This is a genomic window from Escherichia sp. WS1450 (assembly GCF_046487395.1).
In the GTDB taxonomy this organism is placed as follows: Bacteria; Pseudomonadota; Gammaproteobacteria; order Enterobacterales; family Enterobacteriaceae; genus Escherichia; species Escherichia coli.
This window is the reverse complement of record NZ_JBJQJO010000014.1, coordinates 1-23,056: the sequence shown is the minus strand read 5'-3', so window position 1 is coordinate 23,056 and position 23,056 is coordinate 1. Positions and strand designations below refer to the sequence as shown.

Genomic DNA, 23,056 nt, shown 5'->3' with positions numbered 1-23,056 from the left:
ATAAAACAACAGTCATTATAGTTTCATAAAACGCAACATTCATCATTATGATTGCAAAATATGAAACAAATAGAACAAAAAAATGCCACCGTTCAGTAGCTGGTGGCATCGTTCTGTATGTCAGGTTTTTTATGGACTCTAAAAACTATATTTATGGTGTCGCATTACTCTTCACGGCAGGCGCTTTTCAGTTCTGCCCTTGCTTCTGGCTCCATTGGTAATTTGATTCGCGATCAGCTATGCGGATGGTTTGCTGAACAGGCATAACAACTTCTCAGGGGCTGTTTTCTGAACTACGAAAATTTCGTATTGCTCACTTTCAAAACGTCACGCCCTTGTACACAGGATTTTACGAAAGTCTCGTAAAACACTCTCTGATGCCAGCCAGGTGTTGTGCGCATCAATTCAGTCACATTGTGTTGGTTCAAAATACCGTGTTGTTGGTTCAGTGTTGGTTCAATAAAAAGAATAAAATCCTTATAAAACAATACTCTTTACAAATTGAACCAACTGAACCAACTGAACCAACACCTTTTCTACGCACATGAATAAGCTCATTCTTCAGATGAGTTGTAATCTCCTGGCTGGTAATTGAGTACATAAACGTTTATTTGTCGTCCCTGAATACGTGGTGATTTTCTTTGGTATCCACGACCGCTGTTTGGTGGGGTTAGCATCCCGGCTTTTTTCAACACTTCAGCAAACTGTTTTGCGTTGAAACCACATGCGATCTCCTTTTCAAATGTGGCCGGGAATGTGTAGAAAATCATTGGACTTTCGTCATGTTCTCCACGCTGACGGTATCCGGCTAAATCTTTGATGGGCAAATCTGCCGGGCTGTATGGAAATGGTGCAAAACGGCTAAGCCCATAGGCATTAAGAAATGCCTCCGTTTGTTCAATAATCTGCTGATGCTCTTTGTTACCTGTGCCGAACTCGCGCAACCATGCGTTATAGCTGTGCTGTATCGCATCACGGCATGTCTGAGCATCCCAGCCTGTTACAACCTCGCCTAACAACAATGCGGCCTCCAGAATGGCAAATCGCGCGGCTACACGGTGAACCTGCTCACCATAATCGGATGGGATCAGGCTTCTCCATCTGCTTTCGCAATCACGAACAGTTTTAATAGCCTGTTGCTGGTGGTCTGCCAGCCATTTAATCCACTCACGCCCGGCTGCGCCATGGTGATGCTGGTAAGCGTCTTTCAGTGCGTCTGCGTGCTGTTTTCCGTTCTGGTAATCGTGAAAGCGTACTGCTTTACTCAACGGAATATTCAGCAGTCGCACCAGTTGCCCGGCTTTGGTTTTTCGCCCGGAAGTAGCGATAAATGTTTCTAAATCCATTTCTCCGGTGCTGATTGCCACTGTACGCCAGCGTTTTAGATCCCGGTTTCCACCATCTTTAGCGCCTTGCAGTTTCCCTACACCGTTAAATAACGCATAGGCAGACTGTGAAACACTGACAGGATCAGCGCCCTGACCAACTTCATCAAGCGGCATTAGTCCGTCATTGTGGGCGGCGGCTTCATTTGCCAGCCCCAGCGCGGTTCCGTACCACGTCAGCCGCAGTAAATCAGGGTTGCCGTATAAGCTGCTCGCCACGTTTGCCGTGGTGGTCTTACCTGCGCTCGACTGCTCATAGAAATGAATGCCGAACCCGTCAGCGCCCACCAGCCCAATCAATGGCGCTGCCAGTGCTGCGCCGATCCCGGTCATCATTGAATAGTTACCAAAGGCCAGACGCGCCACGTTATCACGCCAGCTTTTCGCGCTCCCTGAGACGGTATATCCGGCTGCGGCTGAGCTTCTCCCGCTGAACAGCACAGGATTTTCAGGTGTTCCGATGATTTCCCCATCAGGCATGATGTACGCTCCGCATTGCCAGCCAGTGGCATGAGCAACACGCCACAATTCACGAGAGCCACTGCGTTGTAGCCAGTCTGCCAATATTGCTCTGAGGCTGCTTTTGGTCGTGACATTTACCCCACCAGCTTTAAGTGTGCGCCATCCTTCACGTTCACCAATATCAGCCAGTGGAATGGCAGCGGTTGTCGGCGTTTCAGAACCAAACGACAGCCAGCGAAGAATGAGATACTGGTCTTTATCGTCTCTGCCAGTACCGATAACGCTTAACGGAGAACATAACCAGCTTTCGTTATTGATGATTTCTCCACTCTGGCTGTCAGCTCTCGGAGATACCCAATAAATACCATCCTCGCGGCTTTCTATTCTTGGTTTCAGTGGGTCGGTATCCATAACCTTAAAATCGCTTCCCTCAATGGTCTGTGGCTCCTGTTTCACGCCATTACCCTGTGGTTGGTACATTGACTTATTGAACGCTTCTGTGGCGCATTTAATGCCGTGTTTTTGGTGGTAATCATTCCAGTCTGCTTTGTGATCTGTCGGGGGTAATGCCACCCATCCAGAAACAGATAAAGCTGCTTTTTCTGCTGCTATTCTCCCCGTGTTTTGTCTTCCTTCGCTGTGGTCGTTATCCGCAGCAATGATGATTTGTGCTGAAGGAAATTTATCCCGCAGTACCTGGGCGACATATAACAGGTTCCCGGCATCAATCGCCGCCACTGTCAGCGCTTCTGGACGAATTAAATGGGCAGATAATGCCGTTGCCAGCCCTTCTGCGATTAAGATGCTCTGTGTTGTTTCTGGTGCGTTTATGGCGTGATATGCCCCTCGCTTTGCTGAACCTGTCAGGAGTCTTTTTTCACCATGTGAGGTAATAGTCTGTGCTGCTGTGACTGCGCCGGATTTATCCACCAGCGCCAGCAACAGAGATCCATCGGGCAACACTGGGAATGTAAAATCACCTACCCCTTTCGCAACCAGATAATCAGATTTGCCGTTTACAGCCTTTCTGCGCATGTCATCAAACTGACGGGAAAACGTATCCCGTCTTTGTTGTTCGTCCTTCTCTGCCCTTTTCAGGCGCTCCTGTTCGCGTCGCTGGCGCTCGGTTTCCAGTTGTTCCCGTTTCTGGCTGGTGGCTTCTGGTGTTTCCGTTGTCCGGTAATCAATACCCAGAACATCAGCGGCAAGAAGCGCCGCCTCTGTTGTGTCGCAGTTATTTACGCGTTTAATTAAATCCAGCCCATCACCAGCGCCGCACTGATTACAGATGAAGCTACCGCGCCCGTTGTCATCGAACCGGAATCGATCTTTGCCCCCACATGCAGGGCAGGGAGCATGACGGCGCGGAGAGTCAGGGACATTTATGTTCAGGCAGCCCAGCACATGAGGCCAGTTGTTTTCAGACGCACTGATAACCTGACGGATAAGATCAATGTTTCGCATTCTGGCCCCCGTTTAGTGCGTCACTGGTGCTTCTGGGATGCCGTTTTCGTTTCGTTCGGCAATAAAGCTGTTGTGAAGATCGGCAAGCACTTCTCGCCCAAACGAAGTGAGTGTTCCCTGTTCGACATCGAACATGTTGCTGTAAAAAATGATGGCATTATTTGTTCCGACATCAACACCATATTTCTCGATCATTGCGCCCTCAATGTTGTTTGCCATAGCGAGGCGCTCTGCTACTGGATACAGCGGCATGGCGACGATGCCATTGGAATAAACAGAAACCACGGAATGATTGCCACTGTCATCAATAATGCTGACGGTGCCGTTTTCCTTTCTCATTTCATTGATGAATGCTGTTGCTATCAGCCAGCGCCACATAATCACGTGATGCTGTGATGTGTAATCGAAATATCCCTGGTTGCCGCCACTGGCAATAGCGAGATGTATAAACATGCCTTCATCTGGTTTATCGTCATAATCCCCGGCATCCAGACGATTTACGGCATCAATATATGAGACGGCCTCAACGCGTTCTGTCATGCCATCGTTGCTGCGGTACATGATGTTTACGCCGTCAGGCGTTGCTTCTGCATGGAAAGTTAAGAAATTATTCATGTTTCGCCTCGCCTGAATGATTCTGTAACTCATATTTGCCCAACAATTCGTCCGCTTCCTGAATAGCTTCTGGTACGCCATTGAGCAGTGACATAACCGCGCCAATCATTAACTTGTCTCTGTTGCTGGGGCTGGCCCCTTCAAGCCAGAACCCTAAAACAGTCTGAACCTGTTCGATGCGACATTGCGCTTCAATGAGCTGGATGTTGGTCATTTCGCACTCTCCACATCGATTAAACCGATATCTATCAGGGAGGTAACTTTTTGTAGCCAGCTATTGATTACTGTCGCCTGTTCCCCTCCCACCGAGGGAACAATCTCATTCATCACATGAACCAGACCTGTGCGCGCTCTGGTAAGCCGTTCAGTCGCGCAATCTGCGGGAGTGAATGTGTCTGGATATGGCTCTTCACGCCCCAGCAATGATTCAATTTCCAGCTCACACGGATGACGATAAATTAAGTTGATATTCATTTTTCACCCCCAAGAATTACCAGCTCGGCACGGGCATCGTTAACCAAAGATGAGCACGCTTTAATCGCATCCACGACATCAGCAGCGTCCATTTCTTCAGCCGAAAGACTGACAGCAACCAGGACAGCCGCTGCTTGCTCGATTAATTGAAGTGCGGACGTAAGGCGAGGGGTATTAATTGAGTTATTCATTGGTTGCCCCCGTTTTTCCTGGCATTTCGCCACCTTCCAGCAGGAAATGAACGTCACGAACGGCGAGATCCAATATCGCGAGTAACGCCTTCAGTCTTTCGTCTCGTGAGGGAGAGTTGCTCACCAGAATGTCGTTAATCACTTCTGTCAGTGTGATGATCTGGCTTGTGCGTTCGAGGGGATCCATATGCACATCGTAGGTTTTAATCATGTGCCACCTCCATGCGGATACGACCAGCAAAAAAGCAGATGTGATCGCGCACCAGAGAACGGCGAGCATCGCGTTCAGACTCGGCAGCAATATGATGAATTTTGGCGGTAATTGTCGGGCAATCGCGGCGAACTGCGGCGATAATCCAGATAAATTGCGGTTTTTGGGTAGGGGTAGTAGCCAGCATGTGGCAGCCTCCATTCGATAGCATGTAACGCTACCACCGGAAACGCCAATTTCGCTGGTGGTAGCCCAGACAGGGTTGGCGTAACCGGCTCGAATGGATACCGGCGCTTCCGAAGAAGCCCCTGCCTGAGCCACCATTGATTGACAAAGGCGCTGGATTATACACCAACGCCCAAAAAATGGGTGAGTCAGACCTACGACATAAAAAAAGACGCTCGGCGCGTCATATGTCGCCATTCGATTTACCAGGACGCCAATCCCGGCACCCGTTTTATGAGGTGCCTTATAACCATAAACCGTGTTGCCGCATAACGGCAAGCTCTTTTTTATGGACTCCGAAAACTCACTATTGGAAGAACCAGAAGCACAGTACATCGCGCTCATTTCGTTAACGTCACGCGCGTGGACGAATGTTTTTGTGGAGTCACTACACGAGCTGAAGACATCATCTACGACCAGAAATTTTCTGGCGCAGCCGCTGACCTTCTCAATGCTAATATCATCGCCCGAGATTTCTGGTATGGTTAAGGCATCCGTTCCGACCACCAGCAAATGATAAACTTTGCTTGTATCTGCTGTATTAATGTCTGACTTTGCTGTCATATTGCTGGATTTTGGCGACATACCAGCCAGTGAAAATATCTTCTTCTGGGCGGTTAGCATTTGTTAACCTCCGCGAACTCCTTCATGAAACGTGCCAGCGGTTGTACGCATGGCGATTGATACCCGTCGCGATAAAACGTCACTCGGTTGTGAGACACGCTTTCGACAGTAACGAGTGCTCCGTGGGCATCTTTGTAGCGTTTTTGAGGTTGTGGTGTTCCTGTCGGCTTAAACATGGACCGCCTCCAGACGCTTGGCGAGCCAGCGTTGCGACAGGCGGGTGAGTTCTCCTTTGCGCTGCTCATATTCCATGCCCATATCAATTAACGTGATATTGGTGCTTTCGAGATATGAGAGGTGCTCAAGCTGTTCTGCGTTCATATGGTCGCGAGGTTCGCCAGAATAGCCATTTATCCGCGCCCACTGCTTAGCAGTTAGCCCACCAAGAACGATACGAGAAATCATATTGCTCTCGTTTGTGTAGTGGTGTTGCTGCGTCGTTTTCCCCTGCTCGGCACGGGCCATATTCAGCGCATCGCACATTGGCTTAAAGTTGTTTGCGGCACTAATACGGGCTTTTAGCTGGCGACGATAGCGGGCGGCGATTTCAGGCACGCTACGCTGTAATTCTTCCTCGCACTGGATGAAATAACGACGGATAGCGCGACCCTGATCATTGCGTTCGATCATTGCCAGTTCTTTCGCCATTCCGACACTTAACAGATAGTCTTTGCCGGGTCTGCCAGACTGCTTAATCTTGCTGTAAGCCGCGCCATTCGGGCTTTTCCCCAAATTTGGGGAAATTGTTTTATGGACTGAGTAATCGTGCCCAATGGTGAAGTCATATTCAGAGATGCGATCAGTGATCCATGTAGAGAAGTCTTTTCCCACGCCCAACGCTTTGTGTAACGCTTTTGCGCTAACAATATTGGTTTCACGCCCACCGATATGACCAGGAATAACCGGGACAATTGTGGCAAATTCATTACCGTTAATTGTGCCCAGAGAGGCGTTCAGATGAGGGGCAGCCTCAGAAATTAATCTGCTTTTTTCGATGTTCATTTTCAGTCTCCGTTAGGCGGCGTTAAACGCGTCCGGGTAGAGTTTCAGAATGTCGGCAATTTCCTGCTGAGAAAGTCCGTTGTGATCATTTATGTTCGCAAGATGGTTAATATGAGTGATCACTTTCAGAACATCACCACGGCAGGAGAAACGGTAGCGAAGGTGTGTTCCGATACCATCAGGATTCTTTTCGTCGATACGCTCCAGAGTGATTCCAAGCTGGCGTTCTAACTCTGTTGCATAGTTACGACCAGAAGACAGACGGCAGTAGCGAAGAATGTCATTTTCTGTCCATCCCTCTATACCAGTACGCAGCATATAGACTCTGGCACGATGCTTTTTCGGTGTGCGCTTTGGTGCTTGAAGGGATTTTGTAAGGGGCGTAACATCAGATACACGAATATCTGAATTAGCCGCCTGTAATGGGCGGTTTTTCTTTTCCATCAGGCCACCTCGTCTCTAGATTCTAATATACACTTCTCAATCCATTCATCTATTTCAGACTCAACAAAAGCAATTGCCCGACTTCCAATTTTTACCTGTTTAGGGAACCTCCCCTGACTAATAAGACGATAAATCCATGCTTTGCTATAACCAGTTCGCCTTTGAACTTCAGAGAGACGAATTAATGAATTGTAATTAGCCATTTATTAATATCCTGTACTAATGACGCAATAACCCCCTCCTGCAACGAATGGCGAGAGTTTTATTTGCGTCAAATGTCGAATACGCCAAAGACCACAATATGAAAAACATATTGCGGTCTTTTATAAAAGATAGTCAGATTGTTTTGGTTTGTTTGCTCCACAAGGGTAGAGCTACCCTGCATTTCGGCAGGATCACGCTATTAGGCGTGACATCCAGTAGTTTTAAAGAACAATTGCGCTTTGTCAGCGCCAAAGCCTGTTAAAGAACATTCCGCTTTTCAGCAGCGTAGAAGGCTCAATACACCTTCGTTTATAAAAGAGCGATTGCCCTTCTCCAGGGCTAACTGTTAAATAGCAATCCTCTGTGAGTTTTTATCAATCTACTCCCCTATACTTTAGTAAACCTCTGTATACTTGTCCAGTTGTTTCATGCGTGTTTTTCAAACACCATATGCACCACATTTCCGCCATGCTCGAGAGAATCCATATAGTCGGCATACCATTGAAGCATCTCCCGCCGTCCATCCAGATATTGCGCATGGTTGTATGTGCCACGAATTGAGTTCTTATCAACGTGAGCGAGCTGCGTTTCTATCCACGCGGTGTTATAGCCCTGCTCATGCAAAATCGTGCTCATAGTGTGTCGGAACCCATGACCAGTTACACGTCCAGCGTAGCCAATGCGCTTAAACACTTGGTTTATGCTGGCCTCACTCATTGTTTTCCTTGGATCATTGCGCCCGGGAAACATAAGAGGGTAATTGCCTGTTATTTCTCTAATCTTCCCAATAAGCGAAAGAGCCTGCTCAGACAATGGCACAATATGAGGCCGCCGCATTTTCATACGTGAAGCGGGTATCTCCCATATAGCCTTGTTGAAATCAATTTCATCCCATGATGCGCCACGTAGTTCGCCAGTTCGCAAGCCGGTGATAATCAGTAGACGAGCCGCCATAACAACCAATGCGCTTCCTGAGTAACTGGACAATGCCTTGAAAAAATCAGGTAATTCTTTGGTCGTAAGGAAAGGGTAATGATTAGATTCATGGCCTTGCATCGCGCTAGTAAGGTCTGGTGCAGGGTTATACTCTGCGCGACCAGTGACTATTGCATAGCGGAAAACTTCCCCGCACCGCTGCCTCACTTTTTTGGCTTTTTCTGTCGCACCGCGCCCCTCGATGCGCCGCAGCACATTCAGAAGTTCAAGTGGTTTGATTTCGGCGATTGGTTTTTTGCCAATGTAAGGGAACACATCTTTGTTGAAGGCTTCGAGGATGTCTGAAGCATAACCAGCAGACCATTTTTTTAATTTGCTGCTGTGCCACTCAAGGGCAATATCTTTGAAGGTGTTGTTTAACTGCGTTTCCCGGGCAATCTTTTCCTCTCGTTTCGCTTCCATCGGATCGATACCACCAGCGATACCTCTTTTCGCATCTTCACGTTTTGCCCGAGCATCGGCTAGAGTAACCTCAGGATACACACCTAGTGCCAATAGCTTCTCTTTACCAGCTACACGATATTTAAGTCGCCAGTATTTACCTCCATTAGGTTTTACCAAGAGATACAAACCGCCACCATCGGCCAGCTTGTAAGCCTTCTCTTTTGGCTTGGCTGTGTCTATTTGACGGGCATTGAGTTTCACTTGGGGGTACCTCCACTAAACCGAACAGCAAATACCCCCATAAGTACCCCCATCTGACCGTAGATTTTGAGGGACTTTAGTAGACGTCAAAAGACGAGCGGGGCTTTAATACGCGGATTATAAGGGGTTTTGAAAGACTTTAGTAGACTTGGGGAGATGTTTGAATGGTGCCGATAATAGGAGTCGAACCTACGACCTTCGCATTACGAATGCGCTGCTCTACCAACTGAGCTATATCGGCCCTGAAAGGACATGTTCACGAACGTGAATCACGGTGGACAAGGTTAAAACTAACCGGGCGATGCGTCAATGGCCTTGTGAATCAAATGGCTACTTTTGCATCACCCGGTTTTATTTACGCACGAATGGTGTAATCACCAATGCCGATCCACTTGTAAGTGGTCAGCGCTTCCAGCCCCATTGGGCCACGCGCGTGGAGTTTTTGTGTGCTTACCGCCACTTCCGCTCCCAGACCAAACTGGCCGCCATCGGTAAAACGCGTAGAGGCGTTAACGTAAACAGAGGACGAATCCACTTCGTTAACAAAACGCTGGGCGTTGCGCATATCGCGGGTCAGGATCGCATCGGAGTGTTGTGTGCCGTGTTCACGAATATGGGCGATGGCATCGTCAAGATCGCTGACGATTTTAACGTTCAAATCTAATGACAGAAACTCATCGTCATACTCTTCGGCTTTAACAGCCACCACCTTCGCGGGGCCTGCCTGCAACTGCGCCAGCGCAGCTACATCTGCGTGTAATGTCACGCTGCTTTCCGCCATTTGCTTGCTTAATGCGGGCAGGAAGCTATCGGCGATGTTTTTATTTACCAGCAACGTTTCTACCGTATTACATGTGCTCGGACGCTGAGTTTTTGCGTTAACGATTACTTTCATGGCTTCAGCGATCTCTGCACTTTCATCAACGTAAATATGGCATACGCCTATACCGCCTGTGATCACCGGGATTGTCGACTGTTCGCGGCACAGCTTATGCAGGCCAGCGCCACCACGCGGGATCAGCATGTCGATGTATTTATCCATACGCAGCATTTCACTTACCAGCGCACGGTCAGGATTATCAATCGCCTGCACGGCACCCGCCGGTAAGCTGCAGGATTTCAGGGCGTCCTGAATCACCGCCACCGTTGCAGCGTTAGTGCGACAGGTTTCTTTGCCACCACGCAGGATCACTGCGTTACCGGTTTTCAGGCACAGGGAAGCAACATCAACCGTCACGTTCGGGCGCGCTTCATAAATCACGCCAATCACCCCCAGCGGTACGCGACGACGCTCCAGACGCAGACCGCTGTCCAGTACGCCACCATCAATCACCTGCCCCACCGGATCGGCGAGGTTACACACCTGACGCACATCATCGGCAATGCCTTTCAGCCGTGCGGGCGTCAGAGCCAGACGGTCAAGCATCGCTTCGCTAAGGCCATTGGCACACGCGTCAGCAACATCCTGCGCGTTAGCGTTGAGGATGATTTTGTTTTGTGCTTCCAGTTCATCGGCGATTTTTTCCAGCACGCGATTTTTTTCGCGGCTGGAGAGTTGCGCTAATTTATACGAGGCTTGCTTCGCGGCAATGCCCATTTGTTCCAGCATCAGCCTGCTCCTTAACGGGTAATCATGTCATCACGGTGAACGGCAACCGGGCCGTATTCATATCCCAGTATTGCATCAATTTCTTGCGAGTGGTGTCCGGCAATACGGCGTAATGCATCGCTGTTGTAACGACTGACGCCGTGGGCGATATCGCGACCTTCGAGGTTGCAAATGCGGATGACTTCACCACGCGAGAAATTGCCAGTCACGCTTTTGATGCCTTTCGGCAACAGGGAGCTGCCGCGTTCAAGAATGGCGGCGGTTGCCCCTTCATCTACCGTGATTTCACCCGCCGGCGGCGCACCGAAAATCCAGCGTTTGCGGTTTTCAAGCGGAGTCGCCTGGGCATGGAACAACGTACCGACGGAGATGCCTTCCATCACATCACCAATAACGCCCGGCTTGCTGCCCGCGGCAATAATGGTGTCGATACCCGCACGGCAAGCCACGTCCGCGGCCTGCAATTTGGTACTCATGCCGCCAGTTCCGAGGCCTGAAACGCTGTCACCGGCAATCGCGCGCAGTGCGTCATCAATGCCGTAAACATCTTTAATCAGTTCTGCCTGCGGATTGCTGCGCGGGTCAGCGGTATACAAACCTTTTTGATCGGTCAGCAGCAACAGTTTATCGGCACCCGCCAGAATCGCCGCCAGCGCAGAAAGGTTATCGTTATCGCCGACCTTAATCTCTGCAGTCGCGACAGCATCGTTCTCATTGATTACCGGAACGATATTGTTATCGAGCAACGCACGCAGGGTGTCGCGGGCGTTCAGGAAGCGTTCACGGTCTTCCATATCAGCACGGGTCAGCAGCATTTGCCCGACGTGAATGCCATAAATCGAAAACAGCTGTTCCCACAGTTGAATCAGTCGACTCTGCCCTACCGCCGCCAGCAGTTGTTTCGAGGCGATAGTCGCTGGCAGTTCTGGGTAACCCAGGTGCTCACGTCCGGCGGCAATCGCGCCCGACGTCACAATAACAATCCGATGCCCGGCGGCATGTAACTGCGCGCACTGGCGAACGAGTTCAACAATATGGGCACGGTTCAGGCGGCGCGATCCGCCTGTTAGCACACTGGTGCCGAGTTTTACCACCAGCGTCTGGCTGTCACTCATGATTCTCTGCCATTCAATTTTAGGAAAAATGATATCAAACGAACGTTTTAGCAGGACTGTCGTCGGTTGCCAACCATCTGCGAGCAAAGCATGGCGTTTTGTTGCGCGGGATCAGCAAGCGTAGCGGCAGTTGTTTACGCTTTTATTACAGATTTAATAAATTACCACATTTTAAGAATATTATTAATCTGTAATATATCTTTAACAATCTCAGGTTAAAAACTTTCCTGTTTTCAACGGGACTCTCCCGCTGAATATTCGCGCGTTAATTAAAATCAGGAATGAAAATGAAAAAGAGCACTCTGGCATTAGTGGTGATGGGCATTGTGGCATCTGCATCCGTACAGGCCGCAGAAATATATAACAAAGACGGTAATAAACTGGATGTCTATGGCAAAGTTAAAGCCATGCATTATATGAGTGATAATGACAGTAAAGATGGCGACCAGAGTTATATCCGTTTTGGTTTTAAAGGCGAAACACAAATTAACGATCAATTGACCGGTTATGGTCGCTGGGAAGCAGAGTTTGCCGGTAATAAAGCAGAGAGTGATACTGCACAGCAAAAAACACGTCTCGCTTTTGCCGGGTTGAAATATAAAGATTTGGGTTCTTTCGATTATGGTCGTAACCTGGGCGCGTTGTATGACGTGGAAGCCTGGACCGATATGTTCCCGGAATTTGGTGGCGACTCCTCCGCACAGACCGACAACTTTATGACCAAACGTGCCAGCGGTCTGGCGACGTATAGGAACACCGACTTCTTCGGCGTTATCGATGGTCTGAACTTAACCCTGCAATATCAAGGGAAAAACGAAAACCGCGACGTTAAAAAGCAAAACGGCGATGGCTTCGGCACGTCATTGACATATGACTTTGGCGGCAGCGATTTCGCCATTAGTGGGGCCTATACCAACTCAGATCGCACCAACGAGCAGAATCTGCAAAGCCGTGGCACAGGCAAGCGTGCAGAAGCATGGGCAACAGGTCTGAAATACGATGCCAATAATATTTATCTGGCAACTTTCTATTCTGAAACACGCAAAATGACGCCAATAACTGGCGGCTTTGCCAATAAGACACAGAACTTTGAAGCGGTCGCCCAATACCAGTTTGACTTTGGTCTGCGTCCGTCGCTGGGTTATGTCTTATCGAAAGGGAAAGATATTGAAGGTATCGGTGATGAAGATCTGGTCAATTATATCGACGTCGGTGCTACATATTATTTCAACAAAAATATGTCAGCGTTTGTTGATTATAAAATCAACCAACTGGATAGCGATAATAAGCTGAACATCAATAATGATGATATTGTCGCGGTTGGCATGACCTATCAGTTTTAATGGATATTGCCGGATGTGATGCATCCGGCACATTTCACTCACGCCGTTAACTTCACCGGTTCATCACGAAAATCATCCGCCGGTTCCAGCTTCAGATTCAGCGTCGCCAGCAGCTCACGCAGCTTCTCGTGAAATTCACGCAGGGTGTGCTCCAGTCGTTCAACCACTTCGGCATCTTTTATCTGAACACTCGTCCAGTCGCCTGCTTTATCGAACAGACCAAACTGGTAACTGTAGGTAAAACGGGATTCCTGCGCTTCCAGTTCCATCCACCAGCCCCAGAACTCACGCACTTCCGGTGCCGGTTTCACGTTGACGCATACAGCCAGACAATCGAAAAAGAATCGATTATCTTCGCACTTACCTTCACGAATATACGGGCCTAGTGCGGTAAATTTTTTGATCAATCTGCTCTTCGGGTGTCCACTCGGTAACGTCATTGCAATCTCCTGTTGTGATGCAACTGTTTTACCAAATTGGCAAAATTTAGCAAATTTTTAACACAATCGTTTTTCAATCCAGTCTGTGATTTCCTGAAGGCCTTTGTCAAAATTCCGATACACCGGGTTAAATGGGATCTCTAATAATTTACCGTCAGCAGATGATGAGGTGATTAAGCGTGAGTCCTCTTCCGGGCTGAACGGATCGTTCTTCCAGTAGCCTGATAACATTGGCGTTGGGCAACGACGTCCCAGCAATCCTTGCACTTTTAATGAATAGCGATTCAACTCCACGCGTAACGCTTCGTCGGAAGCATCATGCATACCCAAACGACTCGCCAGAACGTCAAGATACATTTCCGGCACCTGTTGCTGGCACTTAAAATCACTCAACAGGGTATGAACTACCGGACCAAGACAGGCAACCGCTTTCAGACGCGGCGATTCAAGGTATGCCAGACGTACGGCAACGTTAGCGCCGAAACGGAAACCAAAGGCCGCGACGCGAGTGTGATCTACCCACGGTACGTTAGGCAGCGCCTTTAAGACGTGCTGATGCAACAGGCTGGAGTCCTGGGTGAGCTTCCATTTTGAAGAAAAGCCCACCGACGGCATATCAATAGTCAGCATCGCAATGCCGCGCGGCGCAAAATAACGTTCATACAGGCTGTAATAGTCCGTCTGCATCGCATCCAGACCACCACACATTAATACTGTCGGGAACGGGCCATCCCCTTTCGGCATATGCAAAAAGCCGGTGATGGGCGCACCGCCGGGTACGGTAAACTCCATCTGCCGCATGGTGCCCGGCAGACGCTGGGCGGCCTCTTCATAGGCGCGGTTTGACAAAGCCTGCGCTTGCTCGGCCAGGTCATCTCCTTTCAGATGAGGATAGGCGGCAATGTTGTACAACGTAGCCGCATGCAGCCAGTGACGACCACTGAGTTGCGGATCTTCTTCCGCACAGGCTTTTTGTTGCCACACCATCGCCTGGGTAGCCCACTCATAAATCCAGTTGCCGCCGCGGTAGCCAATCACCGTATCGTATAAATCATCGTCGGTACGTTCGGCATCGCTCATCACAATACGCGCCTGGACGTCGAGGATTTCACGTGGGTCAATGCCGCGCCAGATCCACATCAGACGGTTAATCATGCGATACCAGTGAGGGATGGTTTTACCATCAAGGGCCGACTGCACAGGCGGTTGTGCGCCGTGATTAAAGCGGCGGACTAGCGTCGAGGTTTCAGGATGTTTAAAGCGGGGTTTGAACAGGGTTTCGCTCAGGTTTGCCTGTGTCATGGATGCAGCCTCCAGAATACTTACTGGAAACTATTGTAACCTGCCTGAAGTTAAAAAGAACAACGCCCGGCAGTGCCAGGCGTTGAAAAGATTAGCGACCGGAGATTGGCGGGACGAATACGACGCCCATATCCCACGGTTGTTCGATCCAGGTATCTTGCGGGATATCAACAACATAATCATCAACCAGCGGACGACCAGCCGGTTTTGCGAAGATGGTGACAAAGTGCGCTTTTGGATACATTTCACGAATCGCAACCGCAGTGCCACCGGTATCCACCAGGTCATCAATAACGATGAAGCCTTCGCCATCGCCTTCTGCGCGTTTCAGCACTTTAAGCTCGCGCTGGTTGTCGTGATCATAGCTGGAAATACAAACGGTATCGACATGACGAATACCCAGTTCACGCGCCAGTAACGCACCCGGTACCAGACCGCCACGGCTTACGGCAATAATGCCTTTCCATTGTTCAGAAGGCATCAGTCGGCTTGCGAGTTTACGTGCATGGATCTGCAACATGTCCCAGGTGACGATGTATTTTTCGCTCATGTGAAGTGTCCCAGCCTGTTTATCTACGGCTTAAAAAGTGTTCGAGGGGAAAATAGGTTGCGCGAGATTATAGAGATCTGGCGCACTAAAAACCAGTATTTCACATGAGTCCGCGTCTTTTTACGCACTGCCTCTCCCTGACGCGGGATAAAGTGGTATTCTCAAACATATCTCGCAAGCCTGTCTTGTGTTGACAACATTTTCTGCTAACCCTGTGACCTGCAATAATGTTTTGCGGGTGATCGACAAGGAGACTTAACGTGTCTGAACTGTCTCAATTATCTCCACAGCCGCTGTGGGATATTTTTGCCAAAATCTGTTCTATTCCTCACCCGTCCTATCATGAAGAGCAACTCGCTGAATACATTGTTGGTTGGGCAAAAGAGAAAGGTTTCCATGTCGAACGCGATCAGGTAGGTAATATCCTGATTCGTAAACCTGCTACCGCAGGTATGGAAAATCGTAAACCGGTCGTCTTGCAGGCCCACCTCGATATGGTGCCGCAGAAAAATAACGACACCGTGCATGACTTCACTAAAGATCCTATCCAGCCTTATATTGATGGTGAATGGGTTAAAGCGCGCGGCACCACGCTGGGTGCGGATAACGGCATTGGTATGGCGTCTGCGCTGGCGGTTCTGGCTGACGAAAACGTGGTTCACGGCCCGCTGGAAGTGCTGCTGACCATGACCGAAGAAGCCGGTATGGATGGTGCTTTTGGCTTACAGAGCAACTGGTTGCAGGCTGATATTCTGATTAACACCGACTCCGAAGAGGAAGGTGAAATCTACATGGGTTGCGCGGGGGGTATCGACTTTACCTCCAACCTGCATTTAGATCGTGAAGCGGTTCCAGCTGGCTTTGAAACCTTCAAGTTAACCTTAAAAGGCCTGAAAGGCGGTCACTCCGGCGGTGAAATCCACGTTGGCCTGGGTAATGCCAACAAACTGCTGGTGCGCTTCCTGGCGGGTCATGCAGAAGAACTGGACCTGCTCCTTATCGATTTCAACGGCGGCACACTGCGTAACGCCATCCCGCGTGAAGCCTTTGCGACCATTGCTGTCGCAGCTGATAAAGTCGACGCTTTGAAATCTCTGGTGAATACCTATCAGGAGATCCTGAAAAACGAGCTGGCAGAGAAAGAGAAAAATCTGGCCTTGTTGCTGGACTCTGTTGCGAACGATAAAGCTGCCCTGATTGCGAAATCTCGCGATACCTTTATTCGTCTGCTGAACGCCACCCCGAACGGTGTGATCCGCAACTCCGACGTGGCAAAAGGTGTGGTCGAAACCTCCCTGAACGTCGGTGTGGTGACCATGACTGACAATAACGTAGAAATTCACTGCCTGATCCGTTCTCTGATCGACAGCGGTAAAGACTACGTGGTGAGCATGCTGGATTCGCTGGGTAAACTGGCTGGCGCGAAAACCGAAGCGAAAGGCGCATATCCTGGCTGGCAGCCGGACGCTAATTCTCCGGTGATGCATCTGGTACGTGAAACTTATCAGCGTCTGTTCAACAAGACGCCGAACATCCAGATTATCCACGCGGGCCTGGAATGTGGTCTGTTCAAAAAACCGTATCCGGAAATGGACATGGTTTCTATCGGGCCAACAATCACCGGTCCACACTCTCCGGATGAGCAAGTTCACATCGAAAGCGTAGGTCATTACTGGACACTGCTGACTGAACTGCTGAAAGAAATTCCGGCGAAGTAATTATTTGATTTGCTGCCGGATGGCGTTTAATCGCCTTCCGGCAGTTTCATCCTTCATTATCCTTCGATAAAAGCCATCCCTGTAAATGTCCGTCTCGGGTTGCCACGTTCAATCTGGTGATGGAACATTCGCCGCTGCGATTTCAGCACCGCGCTATTTTCCTGTTGCTGTTGTTCCAGCTTCCAGGCAATCAGCAATCGCGCCAGCCGCTTGTTAGCATGCCCAGAAACAAGTTTTTGCGCCCATGATGAGGCCGATACGGACTCGGACAAATCCACTGGATAGTGCCGCACCAACTTTCGCTTAATGCCCATGCGTTATCGCCATCCAGAGAAATCAGCGCCGAACGCAGCGTGTCAGAGTAGCGGCCCGTTTCTGTTTCCAGCACCGTTACCGCGACGTCTTGCCGGGTAAAAACGACCAACAGAGAATAACGCTGCGCCAATCGGGTAGCCGCGTCCGGGGTGTAAATCTGGCATCCCTACTACGCGCTGCATGTTGGGTAAATTTGCCGTGGTGTGTAATTGTTGGATCGCTAAACTCTCGATCCACAGGTCATCAGATGCGATGGTAAATACCGCATCGGATAAGTGACGAATATATTTGCCCATGTATCATTCCATTTATACTCGTCATACTTCAAGTTGCATGTACTGCGACTCGAATTATTTAGAGTATATAAATATAAAAATCAGGAAATGGCAGACGAATCCAGGGCAAGAAAAAAATAATTAATCCTGGAAAGGTCTGCAAAGAGTCATTGATAAAGGATTTGTCATGATTTACCTCCTTGCAGTTTGTGGAATAAGAAAACGCGCACATACCAGGCGGGTGTTATTTTCATTGCAAGCTGAATTTAATGTTGCGGTTTATATCGCATAGAAAAATTAGTAAACCACGCTCCCCTGCATTCAACGCGCTGCTGCTTAACTGTCTGAAAACCATAACGTTCAAAAAAGGGTTTTGCGGTTATGCTGGCGTCCACCGTAAGTTCGGATTCAGACTTAATCAAAGGTTTTAACAAAGCGCTGGCAACCCCACGGCGGGTGTATTCAGGGTCAACAAATAACATATCGATATAATGTTCAATGCGGGAAATAAAACCAACCGGTTGTGCATTAATGATCGCAACCCACACTTGTGATTTCGCGAGTTTCTCCTTCCAGCGAGATTCGTCAATCTGCGCCCAGGCGGCAATTTGTTGTGGTGAATAATGCTGACTGGCGGTCATCGTAACCGCTCTAAGGAAAATAGCGCATAGTTGCTGAAAATCGCCAGGCTGATAGTTTCTTATTTGTATGTTATTCATAATATAAATTCAAAAACGCATGCGAAACGCTTCTGCCATTTTTCCAATTTTATGCATTTGGTTGTTATCTCGAGCCAGTTTATGAGGTTCAGGCTTCAGAATGGCAATGAGCAACCATGCTTGCTCATCAAACGCCCCCTGACAATATACCAAATGCGCTTCGTCATTCGTTCTGCTGAATTGGCGCAACTGTGGCGGAAATGGATTATTCACATTTGCCAGATGAATATGAGCAACTCGCTCAAATTTGATTAATGGCCAGGTAAACGAGTCGTCGTAGAGTGCATCGCGACCAAATATATCTGGCAAAATACCGTCACGCTTATAGGAAATAAAATCCGCCGTTAACGCATCAAGTTCCTCTGCTGTAAGTTGCAGGCGAATAAGTTTTGTTTTGAATACCCGCATCCTTATTCCTTAAAGTCATTGAAATCATCATCCGTCATATCATTAAGATATTGTTCAGCGCGGCGTGTAATTTCCTCTAATCTTGCAGCACTCGGACGGAAGCGCGCCTTTATGGGCTTTTTCTCCTCTTGTTCAGCAAGCATGTCCATTAACGCTTCGAATGCGCTGGCACTTAAGAGATATCCTGCGGGGCGATTATTAGAAAGAACCGCAACCGGTTGATCAATAAAGTATTTAGCTGGGTTTTTACGTAACTCAGTGATATTGACCGATTTTTCAGCGAGAATTCGATGCATACAGTGATCCCCTCATAATAATGCACACCAGAATAGACATAATAGTATACATCATAATCCCAGCACCAGTTGTCTTTCCATTTGAGGGTCAAGCAACGTCACATGCAGCCCCACCAGTCGCACACCGCGCCCGCCGCGGCGTTCATCCCAGGTTTTACGCGCGGTGGCGATTAGATCAGCTTTATTCAGCCGCGGCCAGACGTGCTCCTGAGTAGTTTGCTGAAAATCGTCGAACTTTAATTTCACCCCCTGGCGAGCAATCAGTAAATCAGGTTTTACTTTTGCCAGACGACGTTCAAGTTCCGGATACAGCCGCTCGATAATCGCTTCACATTCAGACCAGTGATGAATATCTTCCGCCATCGTGCGTTCCACGCCGACAGATTTTCGCAACCGTTCGCTGTTAACGTCGCGCTCGTCAATCCCCTGACTACGCTCCCACAAAATGCGGCCAAATTTGCCAAAACGTTTGAGCAGAGTCACCAGATCACACTTTTGCACATCACCGCAGGTCCGCAGCCCCATCGCTTCCAGTTTTGCCGCCGAGACTTTGCCGACGCCGGGGATTTTTGCCAGCGGTAAGGTTTGTAAAAATGTCGGAACTTCTGCCGGCGTAATCACAAACTGGCCGTTGGGTTTATTCATGTCGGAGGCGATTTTGGCGAGAAACTTTACTGGTGCCACGCCCGCAGACGCCGTCAGTTGCAGCTCGTTGAAGATTGTCTGGCGGATTTCCTGGGCGATGAGGGTCGCAGAACCGTGGCAATGGACGCTATCAGTGACATCGAGATAGGCTTCATCCAGTGACAACGGTTCAATACGCGAGGTGTAGCGCGAGAAGATTTCACGGATATGATTTGAGGCTTCTTTGTAGGCGTCAAAGCGCCCCGGAAGCAAGGTGAGATGTGGGCATAATTTGAGCGCCATCCCTGTCGGCATAGCGCTACGTACGCCAAATTTACGCGCGGGATAATTGGCGGTGCTGATCACCCCCCGACGTTCGCGGCTGCCGCCAATAGCAATAGGGATATCGCGCAGGGCGGGATTGTCGCGCATCTCCACTGCGGCGAAAAAGCAGTCCATATCCACATGAATGATTTTACGCATTGCTCACCTCTCAACACTGGTAAAGTATACAGTGATTTCAGGGTTTGAGAAATGCGTAAAGATTCAGCATCTAGCGCGTTCGCTGCGAAAGCACCTGCTGCTTATCCAGCTTTTGCACCAGCGGCTGCACCACTTTATCCCCATGCTGACCAAAGTATTGATACAGCGTATCGGACGCACTTTTGGTCAGCACCATAATCTCAATGCGTCGGTTGCCCGCGCTTTGCGGATTTTTGGCATCCAGCAGCATCTGGTCCGCCATTGCGCTTACCTGCATCACTTTATCTTCCGGCATTCCAGCCTCTTCCAGCACCCGACGGGCCGAAAGCGCGCGATCGCCCGAAAGGTTCCAGTTGTTGTAGATATTGTTTTTGTAGGCCATCGCATCGGTATGCCCGGTGATGATGATCTTATTGTCGAGCGAATCAAAAACCGGCGCTAACTCCACCAGCAAAGTTTTAAAGAACGGCATAATCTGCGCGCTGCCGCGTTCAAACATATTGCGGTTCTGGTCATCTTTAATCAGCACGCGCAGTCCCTGGGGAACAATCTCCATCTCCAGATTCGCTTCCATATGCGCATCACGGGCGATGGTGTTGATACTGGTTGCCAGCTCACCAAGCTCAGTAGCGGATTTCTTCTTCAGCAGCGCCGTTTTCTCATTGACGTCACGCGCTTTTTTCTCCGTCTCTTCCGGCACCGCCACGGTGGCAGGTTTTGGCGGATGAGACGGGCTGATTTTATTTAACGGCGACAACCCGCCGCCATTGAAAATCGACTGCCCGTGCAGCGCGGCGATAATGCTTTCACGCTCGGATTTACTGACGCTGTTGACAATCAACTTTATCGTCGTCACCAAAGGGGCCGAGCGTATTTCCGAGGTTTCTGCCCGCTTTACCCTGGACGCGATGCCCGGCAAACAGATGGCGATTGACGCCGATCTTAACGCTGGGTTGATCAACCAGGCGCAGGCGCAAACCCGGCGTAAAGATGTTGCCAGCGAGGCCGATTTCTACGGCGCGATGGACGGGGCATCGAAGTTTGTGCGCGGGGACGCCATCGCCGGGATGATGATTCTGGCGATCAACCTGATCGGCGGCGTCTGTATCGGCATCTTCAAATACAACCTGAGCGCCGATGCCGCCTTCCAGCAATATGTGCTGATGACCATCGGCGACGGCCTGGTGGCGCAGATCCCGTCCCTGCTGCTTTCCACCGCGGCGGCGATTATCGTCACCCGCGTCAGCGACAACGGCGATATTGCCCATGACGTGCGCCACCAGTTGCTGGCAAGCCCGTCGGTGCTCTACACCGCCACCGGGATCATGTTTGTGCTGGCGGTGGTGCCGGGGATGCCGCATCTGCCGTTTTTGCTGTTCAGCGCCCTGCTTGGTTTTACCGGCTGGCGGATGAGCAAACGCCCGCAGGCGGCGGAGGCGGAAGAGAAAAGCCTCGAAACACTGACCCGCACCATCACCGAAACCAGCGAGCAACAGGTCAGTTGGGAAACCATTCCGCTGATCGAGCCTATCAGCTTAAGTCTCGGCTACAAGCTGGTGGCGCTGGTGGACAAAGCACAGGGTAACCCGCTCACCCAGCGGATTCGCGGCGTGCGGCAGGTGATTTCTGACGGCAACGGCGTGCTGCTGCCGGAGATCCGCATTCGGGAAAACTTCCGCCTCAAGCCCAGCCAGTACGCCATTTTCATCAATGGCATTAAGGCTGATGAAGCGGATATTCCGGCGGATAAACTGATGGCCCTGCCCTCCAGCGAAACCTACGGCGAGATTGACGGCGTGCTGGGGAACGACCCGGCGTACGGGATGCCGGTGACCTGGATCCAGCCCGCGCAGAAAGCGAAGGCGCTGAATATGGGGTATCAGGTGATCGACAGCGCCAGCGTGATTGCCACCCATGTGAATAAGATTGTGCGCAGCTATATTCCTGATTTATTTAACTATGACGATATTACGCAGTTGCATAATCGTTTGTCGTCGATGGCACCGCGACTGGCGGAAGATTTGAGCGCAGCGCTCAATTACAGCCAGTTGCTGAAAGTGTACCGTGCATTACTGACCGAAGGCGTTTCCCTGCGCGATATCGTCACCATCGCCACTGTGCTGGTCGCCAGTAGCACATTGACCAAAGATCATATTCTGCTGGCGGCCGATGTGCGCCTGGCGCTGCGGCGCAGCATTACCCATCCGTTCGTTCGCAAACAGGAGCTGACGGTGTATACGCTGAATAATGAGCTGGAAAATCTGCTGACCAATGTGGTGAATCAGGCGCAACAGGCCGGCAAAGTGATGCTCGACAGCGTGCCGGTTGACCCGAATATGCTCAACCAGTTCCAGAGTACGATGCCGCAGGTGAAGGAGCAGATGAAAGCAGCGGGGAAAGCCCCTGTGCTGCTGGTGCCGCCGCAGCTGCGTCCTTTGCTGGCGCGTTATGCAAGGTTGTTTGCGCCGGGTCTGCATGTGCTGTCGTATAACGAAGTGCCGGATGAGCTGGAGTTGAAGATTATGGGGGCGTTGAGTTGATGGCCTTTGGGGCGAATCCGGCATCGGTGCACAATTGCCGGATGCGGCGTGAACGCCTTATCCGGCCTACCGATCCGGCACAAGTTTGTAGGCATGATAAGACGCGTCAGCGTCGCATCAGGCATCTGCGCACAATTGCCGGATGCGGTGTGAACGCCTTATCCAGCCCACCGATCCGGCACAGGTTTGTAGGCATGATAAGACGCGCCAGCGTCGCATCAGGCACCGGTGCACAATTGCCGGATGCGGTGTGAACGCCTTATCCGGCCCACCGATCCGGCACAGGTTTGTAGGCATGATAAGACGCGCCAGCGTCGCATCAGGCACCGGTGCACAATTGCCGGATGCGGTGTGAACGCCTTATCCGGCCCACCGAT

23 protein-coding genes, 1 tRNA gene and 4 pseudogenes are annotated in these 23,056 nt (G+C 50.1%); 3 read left to right on the top strand and 25 right to left on the bottom strand.

From position 1 onward, the window contains the following. Positions 1–554 precede the first annotated feature (554 nt). The 15 genes and pseudogenes from ACJHYR_RS16775 to proB all read right to left on the bottom strand — a co-directional run bounded on the left by ACJHYR_RS16775 (position 555) and on the right by proB (position 11,666). On the bottom strand, positions 555–3,311 hold the full coding sequence (locus ACJHYR_RS16775; protein WP_001244106.1) for a TOPRIM and DUF927 domain-containing protein: 2,757 nt from the start codon (positions 3,309–3,311) through the stop codon (positions 555–557). Between the two features lie 12 nt (positions 3,312–3,323). Further along, positions 3,324–3,926 (bottom strand): hypothetical protein, encoded by a 603-nt coding sequence (locus ACJHYR_RS16770; RefSeq protein WP_061356477.1) that lies wholly within the window; start codon positions 3,924–3,926, stop codon positions 3,324–3,326. Further along, complete coding sequence (locus ACJHYR_RS16765) at positions 3,919–4,140, bottom strand: hypothetical protein (RefSeq protein WP_000181940.1); 222 nt, start codon at positions 4,138–4,140, stop codon at positions 3,919–3,921. The genes ACJHYR_RS16770 and ACJHYR_RS16765 overlap by 8 nt, the downstream gene beginning before the upstream one ends. Continuing rightward, positions 4,137–4,400, bottom strand: coding sequence for a hypothetical protein (locus ACJHYR_RS16760; RefSeq protein ID WP_001024675.1), 264 nt, complete (start codon positions 4,398–4,400; stop codon positions 4,137–4,139). Before ACJHYR_RS16760 ends, ACJHYR_RS16765 begins: the two co-directional genes overlap by 4 nt. Further along, positions 4,397–4,591, bottom strand: coding sequence for a hypothetical protein (locus ACJHYR_RS16755; RefSeq protein ID WP_001065738.1), 195 nt, complete (start codon positions 4,589–4,591; stop codon positions 4,397–4,399). The genes ACJHYR_RS16760 and ACJHYR_RS16755 overlap by 4 nt, the downstream gene beginning before the upstream one ends. Positions 4,592–4,794: 203 nt before the next feature. Further along, positions 4,795–4,989 carry a host cell division inhibitor Icd-like protein gene (locus ACJHYR_RS16750; protein WP_001377265.1) on the bottom strand — a complete coding sequence of 65 codons (195 nt, stop codon included), beginning with the start codon at positions 4,987–4,989 and terminating at the stop codon, positions 4,795–4,797. Positions 4,990–5,015: 26 nt separating this feature from the next. Then, a pseudogene (locus ACJHYR_RS16745) lies at positions 5,016–5,225 on the bottom strand (ash family protein); the annotation flags it as partial. Positions 5,226–5,644: 419 nt separating this feature from the next. After that, a complete protein-coding gene (locus tag ACJHYR_RS16740) occupies positions 5,645–5,827 on the bottom strand; it encodes a DUF4222 domain-containing protein (protein WP_000476150.1) in 183 nt (60 codons plus the stop codon). Next, positions 5,820–6,653, bottom strand: coding sequence for an antA/AntB antirepressor family protein (locus ACJHYR_RS16735; protein WP_072837339.1), 834 nt, complete (start codon positions 6,651–6,653; stop codon positions 5,820–5,822). Before ACJHYR_RS16735 ends, ACJHYR_RS16740 begins: the two co-directional genes overlap by 8 nt. Positions 6,654–6,665: 12 nt before the next feature. Then, a complete protein-coding gene (locus tag ACJHYR_RS16730; RefSeq protein ID WP_000412538.1) occupies positions 6,666–7,097 on the bottom strand; it encodes a hypothetical protein in 432 nt (143 codons plus the stop codon). Beyond that, on the bottom strand, positions 7,097–7,300 hold the full coding sequence (locus tag ACJHYR_RS16725) for a helix-turn-helix transcriptional regulator (RefSeq protein ID WP_000035054.1): 204 nt from the start codon (positions 7,298–7,300) through the stop codon (positions 7,097–7,099). The genes ACJHYR_RS16730 and ACJHYR_RS16725 overlap by 1 nt, the downstream gene beginning before the upstream one ends. A 427-nt stretch (positions 7,301–7,727) precedes the next feature. Beyond that, the gene (locus ACJHYR_RS16720; protein WP_021511808.1) at positions 7,728–8,942 is read right to left on the bottom strand and encodes a tyrosine-type recombinase/integrase; all 1,215 of its coding nucleotides are present in this window, start codon (positions 8,940–8,942) and stop codon (positions 7,728–7,730) included. A gap of 165 nt (positions 8,943–9,107) precedes the next feature. Next, positions 9,108–9,183, bottom strand: a tRNA-Thr gene (locus ACJHYR_RS16715). A gap of 114 nt (positions 9,184–9,297) precedes the next feature. After that, on the bottom strand, positions 9,298–10,551 hold the full coding sequence (proA, locus tag ACJHYR_RS16710) for a glutamate-5-semialdehyde dehydrogenase (protein ID WP_059327851.1): 1,254 nt from the start codon (positions 10,549–10,551) through the stop codon (positions 9,298–9,300). An 11-nt stretch (positions 10,552–10,562) separates the two neighbouring features. Further along, positions 10,563–11,666, bottom strand: coding sequence for a glutamate 5-kinase (proB, locus tag ACJHYR_RS16705; protein ID WP_001285288.1), 1,104 nt, complete (start codon positions 11,664–11,666; stop codon positions 10,563–10,565). A gap of 287 nt (positions 11,667–11,953) precedes the next feature. Between proB and phoE the strand changes: the two genes are divergently transcribed. After that, positions 11,954–13,009, top strand: a complete 1,056-nt coding sequence (gene phoE, locus ACJHYR_RS16700) for a phosphoporin PhoE (protein ID WP_000749881.1) — start codon at positions 11,954–11,956, stop codon at positions 13,007–13,009. A gap of 38 nt (positions 13,010–13,047) precedes the next feature. On the opposite strand, the gene crl is transcribed toward phoE, so the two are convergent. From crl to gpt, 3 genes are all read right to left on the bottom strand, one after another. After that, entirely contained in the window at positions 13,048–13,449 is a 402-nt protein-coding gene (gene crl, locus ACJHYR_RS16695) for a sigma factor-binding protein Crl (RefSeq protein ID WP_000174684.1), read from the bottom strand. Positions 13,450–13,506: 57 nt separating this feature from the next. Further along, the gene (gene frsA, locus ACJHYR_RS16690) at positions 13,507–14,751 is read right to left on the bottom strand and encodes an esterase FrsA (protein WP_000189541.1); all 1,245 of its coding nucleotides are present in this window, start codon (positions 14,749–14,751) and stop codon (positions 13,507–13,509) included. A gap of 91 nt (positions 14,752–14,842) precedes the next feature. Continuing rightward, positions 14,843–15,301 (bottom strand): xanthine phosphoribosyltransferase, encoded by a 459-nt coding sequence (gene gpt, locus ACJHYR_RS16685; protein WP_001291990.1) that lies wholly within the window; start codon positions 15,299–15,301, stop codon positions 14,843–14,845. 260 nt (positions 15,302–15,561) lie between these two features. Here gpt and pepD point away from each other — a divergent pair, with 260 nt between their 5' ends. After that, positions 15,562–17,019, top strand: a complete 1,458-nt coding sequence (pepD, locus tag ACJHYR_RS16680; RefSeq protein ID WP_072837340.1) for a cytosol nonspecific dipeptidase — start codon at positions 15,562–15,564, stop codon at positions 17,017–17,019. A 56-nt stretch (positions 17,020–17,075) separates the two neighbouring features. On the opposite strand, the pseudogene prfH reads toward pepD, so the two are convergent. From prfH to lafU, 7 genes and pseudogenes are all read right to left on the bottom strand, one after another. Continuing rightward, positions 17,076–17,428 (bottom strand): annotated as a pseudogene (gene prfH / locus ACJHYR_RS16675) (peptide chain release factor H); the annotation flags it as partial. Continuing rightward, positions 17,424–17,630, bottom strand: a pseudogene (locus tag ACJHYR_RS16670) (RNA ligase RtcB family protein); the annotation flags it as partial. The pseudogenes prfH and ACJHYR_RS16670, both read right to left, overlap by 5 nt. A gap of 245 nt (positions 17,631–17,875) precedes the next feature. After that, positions 17,876–18,328: a GNAT family N-acetyltransferase gene (locus tag ACJHYR_RS16665; protein ID WP_001059899.1), complete on the bottom strand. Its 453-nt coding sequence runs from the start codon at positions 18,326–18,328 to the stop codon at positions 17,876–17,878. Positions 18,329–18,337: 9 nt separating this feature from the next. Then, the gene (gene yafO / locus ACJHYR_RS16660) at positions 18,338–18,736 is read right to left on the bottom strand and encodes a type II toxin-antitoxin system mRNA interferase toxin YafO (RefSeq protein ID WP_001521903.1); all 399 of its coding nucleotides are present in this window, start codon (positions 18,734–18,736) and stop codon (positions 18,338–18,340) included. A gap of 2 nt (positions 18,737–18,738) precedes the next feature. Then, positions 18,739–19,032 carry a type I toxin-antitoxin system antitoxin YafN gene (yafN, locus tag ACJHYR_RS16655; protein ID WP_000554758.1) on the bottom strand — a complete coding sequence of 98 codons (294 nt, stop codon included), beginning with the start codon at positions 19,030–19,032 and terminating at the stop codon, positions 18,739–18,741. A gap of 51 nt (positions 19,033–19,083) precedes the next feature. Continuing rightward, positions 19,084–20,139: a DNA polymerase IV gene (dinB, locus tag ACJHYR_RS16650; protein ID WP_001226177.1), complete on the bottom strand. Its 1,056-nt coding sequence runs from the start codon at positions 20,137–20,139 to the stop codon at positions 19,084–19,086. Between the two features lie 70 nt (positions 20,140–20,209). Beyond that, on the bottom strand, positions 20,210–20,995 hold the full coding sequence (gene lafU, locus ACJHYR_RS16645; RefSeq protein WP_000207556.1) for a putative lateral flagellar export/assembly protein LafU: 786 nt from the start codon (positions 20,993–20,995) through the stop codon (positions 20,210–20,212). Between lafU and ACJHYR_RS16640 the strand changes: the two are divergent. Next, positions 20,961–22,679: pseudogene (locus tag ACJHYR_RS16640) on the top strand (flagellar biosynthesis protein FlhA); the annotation flags it as partial. The gene lafU and the pseudogene ACJHYR_RS16640 overlap by 35 nt on opposite strands. Between the last annotated feature and the right edge of the window lie 377 nt (positions 22,680–23,056).

Bases quoted from the DNA above. Each gene is read 5' to 3' on its own strand.
- ACJHYR_RS16730 (WP_000412538.1), bottom strand. From the start codon at position 7,097: ATGGAAAAGAAAAACCGCCCATTACAGGCGGCTAATTCAGATATTCGT.
- ACJHYR_RS16770 (WP_061356477.1), bottom strand. From the start codon at position 3,926: ATGAATAATTTCTTAACTTTCCATGCAGAAGCAACGCCTGACGGCGTA.
- crl (WP_000174684.1), bottom strand. From the start codon at position 13,449: ATGACGTTACCGAGTGGACACCCGAAGAGCAGATTGATCAAAAAATTT.
- proB (WP_001285288.1), bottom strand. From the start codon at position 11,666: ATGAGTGACAGCCAGACGCTGGTGGTAAAACTCGGCACCAGTGTGCTA.
- proA (WP_059327851.1), bottom strand. From the start codon at position 10,551: ATGCTGGAACAAATGGGCATTGCCGCGAAGCAAGCCTCGTATAAATTA.
- ACJHYR_RS16735 (WP_072837339.1), bottom strand. From the start codon at position 6,653: ATGAACATCGAAAAAAGCAGATTAATTTCTGAGGCTGCCCCTCATCTG.
- ACJHYR_RS16765 (WP_000181940.1), bottom strand. From the start codon at position 4,140: ATGACCAACATCCAGCTCATTGAAGCGCAATGTCGCATCGAACAGGTT.
- phoE (WP_000749881.1), top strand. From the start codon at position 11,954: ATGAAAAAGAGCACTCTGGCATTAGTGGTGATGGGCATTGTGGCATCT.
- ACJHYR_RS16775 (WP_001244106.1), bottom strand. From the start codon at position 3,311: ATGCGAAACATTGATCTTATCCGTCAGGTTATCAGTGCGTCTGAAAAC.
- ACJHYR_RS16755 (WP_001065738.1), bottom strand. From the start codon at position 4,591: ATGAATAACTCAATTAATACCCCTCGCCTTACGTCCGCACTTCAATTA.
- ACJHYR_RS16760 (WP_001024675.1), bottom strand. From the start codon at position 4,400: ATGAATATCAACTTAATTTATCGTCATCCGTGTGAGCTGGAAATTGAA.
- ACJHYR_RS16740 (WP_000476150.1), bottom strand. From the start codon at position 5,827: ATGTTTAAGCCGACAGGAACACCACAACCTCAAAAACGCTACAAAGAT.
- frsA (WP_000189541.1), bottom strand. From the start codon at position 14,751: ATGACACAGGCAAACCTGAGCGAAACCCTGTTCAAACCCCGCTTTAAA.
- ACJHYR_RS16725 (WP_000035054.1), bottom strand. From the start codon at position 7,300: ATGGCTAATTACAATTCATTAATTCGTCTCTCTGAAGTTCAAAGGCGA.
- yafN (WP_000554758.1), bottom strand. From the start codon at position 19,032: ATGCATCGAATTCTCGCTGAAAAATCGGTCAATATCACTGAGTTACGT.
- ACJHYR_RS16665 (WP_001059899.1), bottom strand. From the start codon at position 18,328: ATGAATAACATACAAATAAGAAACTATCAGCCTGGCGATTTTCAGCAA.
- ACJHYR_RS16750 (WP_001377265.1), bottom strand. From the start codon at position 4,989: ATGCTGGCTACTACCCCTACCCAAAAACCGCAATTTATCTGGATTATC.
- gpt (WP_001291990.1), bottom strand. From the start codon at position 15,301: ATGAGCGAAAAATACATCGTCACCTGGGACATGTTGCAGATCCATGCA.
- yafO (WP_001521903.1), bottom strand. From the start codon at position 18,736: ATGCGGGTATTCAAAACAAAACTTATTCGCCTGCAACTTACAGCAGAG.
- dinB (WP_001226177.1), bottom strand. From the start codon at position 20,139: ATGCGTAAAATCATTCATGTGGATATGGACTGCTTTTTCGCCGCAGTG.